5 protein-coding genes are annotated in these 4,287 nt (G+C 67.3%); all 5 read right to left on the bottom strand.

Going from position 1 to position 4,287, the window contains the following annotated elements:
* Positions 1-563 (bottom strand): nicotinate-nucleotide adenylyltransferase (gene nadD / locus VML93_RS08255; protein WP_325609510.1); only part of this gene is annotated, 563 nt, incomplete at its 3' end.
* A 64-nt stretch (positions 564-627) separates the two neighbouring features.
* Entirely contained in the window at positions 628-1,521 is an 894-nt protein-coding gene (locus VML93_RS08250; RefSeq protein ID WP_325609508.1) for an alpha/beta hydrolase, read from the bottom strand.
* A gap of 3 nt (positions 1,522-1,524) precedes the next feature.
* Positions 1,525-2,973: a VWA domain-containing protein gene (locus tag VML93_RS08245; RefSeq protein ID WP_325609506.1), complete on the bottom strand. Its 1,449-nt coding sequence runs from the start codon at positions 2,971-2,973 to the stop codon at positions 1,525-1,527.
* Positions 2,973-3,848: a MoxR family ATPase gene (locus VML93_RS08240; RefSeq protein ID WP_325609504.1), complete on the bottom strand. Its 876-nt coding sequence runs from the start codon at positions 3,846-3,848 to the stop codon at positions 2,973-2,975. Before VML93_RS08240 ends, VML93_RS08245 begins: the two co-directional genes overlap by 1 nt.
* Before the next feature lie 21 nt (positions 3,849-3,869).
* Positions 3,870-4,287 (bottom strand): aldehyde dehydrogenase family protein (locus VML93_RS08235; protein WP_325609502.1); only part of this gene is annotated, 418 nt, incomplete at its 5' end.

Genomic DNA, 4,287 nt, shown 5'->3' with positions numbered 1-4,287 from the left:
TTGGAGACGTATTGCACGACGCCGTCGGGCATCAGGTACCACAGCGGGCGGCGCTGCTCGGCCCGCAACCGGCAGTCGGTCGACGAGATCGCCAGGGCGGGGATCTCGACCAGGGTCAACGCCCCTTCCGGCAGGTCGTCCAGGACGCTGGTGATGTGCTCGTCGCGCAGTTCGTAGCCGGGCCGGCTGACGCCGACGAACCGCGCCAGCTCGAACAGCTCCGCCCAGCTTTGCCAGGACAGGATCGAGCCCAGCGCGTCGGCGCCGGTGATGAAATACAGCTCGGAATCCGGGTTCAGCGCATGCAGATCGCGCAGCGTGTCCCGGGTGTAGGTGGGTCCGGCGCGGTCGATGTCGACCCGGCTCACCGAGAAACGCGGGTTCGACGCGGTGGCGATCACCGTCATCAGGTACCGGTCCTCGGCCGCGGAGACGGGGCGGCGGCCCTTCTGCCAGGGCTGGCCGCTGGGCACGAACACCACTTCGTCCAGCTTGAACTTGTGGGCCACCTCGCTGGCAGCCACCAGGTGGCCGTAATGGATGGGATCGAACGTCCCACCCATGACGCCGAGCCTGCGCAGCTGCTTTTGCATGGTGTGCAAGCTTACTGGAGCCCGCGATCAGGCTTTACTGGCCAAGGAAGGCGCGCAGCTCGTCGGCCACCAGATCCTGCTGGTCGATGAAGATGAGGTGATTGGCGTCATTGACCAAGATCACGTGTGCGCTGGGCAGCTGTCGACGAAGTCGGTCGGCCACCGTCGCCCCGTCGTGCAGCGTCTCGTCTCGACCGATCAGTGCCAGGACCGGGATCCCACTTGCGGCGAGCTGCTGGACGTTGCAGCGCACCGGCCGGGCCTCGCGCGCCCCACGCCGGAAGGTCGCCATTCCGACGATCAGCTGCTGGACGACCGGACGCCATGGGTCGGCACGCAGGCGCGGCCGAGTCCGCTCCATGGCCATCGAATCGATGAACACCTCGAGCTTCGCGGGAATGGGACGAATACGCGTGTTCAGCAGCCCGCGCAGAATCCATCCGGTGTGCTGTGCACTGACGATGCCCGCGGGGCAAACAAGTGCCAGTCGCTCCACGCACCCGGGCCGCGCGATCGCATAGCTCGTCGCCATCCAACTGCCGAACGACGCCCCCAGAAACGCGCTGCGCTGCACTCCGAGTCGCGCGAGGGATTCATCGATCCACTTGGTCACCCCGGCGGACGAGGACATCACCGCCGTCGCCACGCTCTTGCTGACGTCGCCGACGGCGTCGAGCATCCGCACATAATGCGAAGCCGTCAGCGCCGGCAGCAGCGGAAGCCACATCGTCGAGCTGATTCCCATGCCGTGCAGCGCGACCAGAGGCGGCTTCGACGGGTCACCCGCGGTCAAGACATGGGTTGTACCGAAAGAGGTTTCGACGTCCGATTCCTCGACGGGCACTGCGGACTGCGCGATCGCCTCGTCGTACAGGCGGCAGTACGCGGCGCGCGCCTCATCAGACTTGAACGCCGATGGCCGCGCCACGCGTCAGACCGGCAGCAATTGGTCGATCACCGTGGCCAGTTGGCTGGCGGAGCGGCATTCATGCATCGTGATCACTTCTTGGTAGCGCGGCACCGCGGAGTCGCCGCTGCCCCAAAGGTGTTTGGGCTCGGGGTTCAGCCAGTGGGCGTGCCGGCTGGCGGTCACCATGTGGGCCAGCAGCTCGGTCTCCGGGTTGCGGTAGTTGGTGCGACCGTCGCCGAGCACCAGCAGCGAGCTGCGCGGCGACAGCACATTCGGAAACGCTTGTACGAACGACGCGAACGCATTGCCATAGTCGGAATGTCCGTCGCGGCTGTACACGCCGGCCTCCCGGGTGATCCGCTGAATCGCCACGGCCAGGTCGGCTTCGGGCCCGAACATGTGGGTCACCTCGTCGGTGGTGTCGATGAACGCGAACACGCGGACACGCGAGAACTGTTGGCGCAGAGCGTGTACCAGCAGCAGAGTGAAGTGACTGAACCCGGCGACCGAACCGGACACGTCGCACAGCACGACCAGCTCCGGGCGCGCCGGGCGAGGTTTCGCCAGCACCACGTCGATCGGCACTCCACCAGTCGACATCGACTTGCGCAGCGTCTTGCGCAGATCGATCGCCCCCGCGCGGCTGCGGCGCCGCCGGGCGGCCAGCCTGGTCGCCAGCGTCCGGGCCAGCGGCGCCACCACCCGGCGCATTTGGCGCAGTTGCTCACCGGACGCCCGCAGGAATTCGACATTCTCGGAAAGCTGTGGGATCCCGTACATCTGGACGTGGTCGCGGCCGAGTTGCTCTGCGGTGCGCCGCTTGGTCTCGGCGTCGACCATCTTGCGTAGCTGCGAAATCTTCTGCGCGGCAAGGGCTTTAGCGATCTGCTCCTGGGTTGGTGTGGGCTCGTCGCCGTACGGCGCCAGGAGCCCCGCCAGCAACTTGCCCTCCAGTTCGTCCAGCGCCATCGCCTTGAGCGCCTGATACGACGAGAACGACGGGCCGCGGCTGGAATTGTATTTGCCGTAAGCCTCCACGATCCGCGCGATCATCGCGACCATCCGCTCGTCCATGTCGGCGAGATCGGGGTTTTCGGTGAGCAGATCCAGCAGCATCTGGCGCATCGCCTCGACGTCGTCGGGCGGCAGGCCGTCATCCCCTTCGCCTGCGCCGGCCTGTTCCTCCAAGACCACCGCCCGGGCACCCAACGCCGCCGGAAACCACAGGTCGAACATGGCATCGTAGGTATCGCGATGGTCGGCGCGGCGCAGCACCGCGCAGGCGATGCCCTCGCGCAGCACCTCGCGATCGCCCAGGCCGAGGGTGGCCATCACCCGTCCGGCATCGACCGTCTCGGACGGGCCAACCGAAATCCCCGCTCCGCGAAGCGCTTCCACAAACCCGACCAGGTGACCGGGCAGCCCGTGCGGGGCGAGCGGCCGGGCCGGCCGGATGCGGCGGCTGACCATTAGTTCAGTCTCAGTTCGCCGGCCGCGCGCTGCTGGTCGGACTGGTGCTTGAGCACCACGCCGAGCGTGGCGGCCACCACCGCGTCGTCGATGGTGTCCAGGCCCAGCGCGAGAACCGTGCGGCCCCAGTCGATCGTCTCGGCGATGGACGGCAACTTCTTGAGCTGCATCCCGCGCAGCACCCCGATGATCCGCACCAGCTCCTCGGCCAGATGCTCGGGCAGCTGGGGAACCCGGGACAGCAGGATGCGGCGCTCCAGGTCGGGGCTGGGGAAGTCGATGTACAGAAACAGGCAGCGACGTTTGAGCGCCTCGGACAGCTCGCGAGTGGCGTTGGAGGTCAACAACGCGAACGGCTTGCGCTCCGCGGTGATCGTGCCCAGTTCGGGGACGGTCACGGCGAAGTCGGACAGCACCTCCAGCAGCAGGCCCTCGATCTCGATGTCGGCCTTGTCGGTCTCGTCGATCAGCAGCACGGTGGGCTCGGTGCGGCGGATGGCGGTCAGCAGCGGCCGCGTCAGCAGGAACTCCTCGCTGAACACGTCGGTCTTGGTGGCCTCCCAGTCTCCGGAGCCGGCCTGGATCCGCAGGATCTGCTTGGCGTGGTTCCACTCGTACAGCGCGCGCGCCTCGTCGACGCCCTCGTAGCACTGCAGCCGGACCAGACCCGACCCGGTGGCCTGCGCGACGGCGCGGGCCAGCTCGGTCTTTCCGACGCCGGCGGGACCTTCTACCAGCAGCGGTTTGCCGAGCCGGTCGGCCAGGAACACCGCCGTCGCGGTGGCGGTGTCGGCCAGATAGCCGGTCTCGGCCAGCCGTCGCGAGACGTCATCGATGTCCGCGAACAACGGCGCGGGCCGGGCGGGCACACTCACAATCTGATTCTCCTAAGCACGTCAGGCCGGACGGGTCTGGCCGTCTCCCCATGCGATCCATTTGGTCGACGTCAATTCCGACAGCCCCATCGGGCCGCGGGCATGCAGCTTCTGGGTGGAGATGCCGATCTCGGCGCCGAATCCGAACTGCTCGCCGTCGGTGAACGCCGTCGACGCGTTGACCATTACCGCGGCCGCATCGACGCCATCGGTAAACCGTTGGGCAGCAGCCATATTGGTGGTCACGATGGCCTCGGTGTGCCCGGTGCCGTATTCGTTGACGTGGGCGATCGCGGCTTCGACGTCGTTGACCACCGCCACCGCGATGTCCATGGACAGGTATTCGCGGCGCAGGTGGTCCTCGTCCGGATCGAGGTGCACGGTGACGCCGGCGTCTTGCAGCGCGCCCAGCAACCTGGGCATCGCTTGCCCGGCGATC

Origin of the sequence: Mycobacterium sp., assembly GCF_035499775.1 — a bacterium.
Classification (GTDB): domain Bacteria; phylum Actinomycetota; class Actinomycetes; order Mycobacteriales; family Mycobacteriaceae; genus Mycobacterium.
The sequence above is the reverse complement of the archived record's forward strand: the minus strand, read 5'-3'. Positions and strand labels throughout refer to the sequence as shown.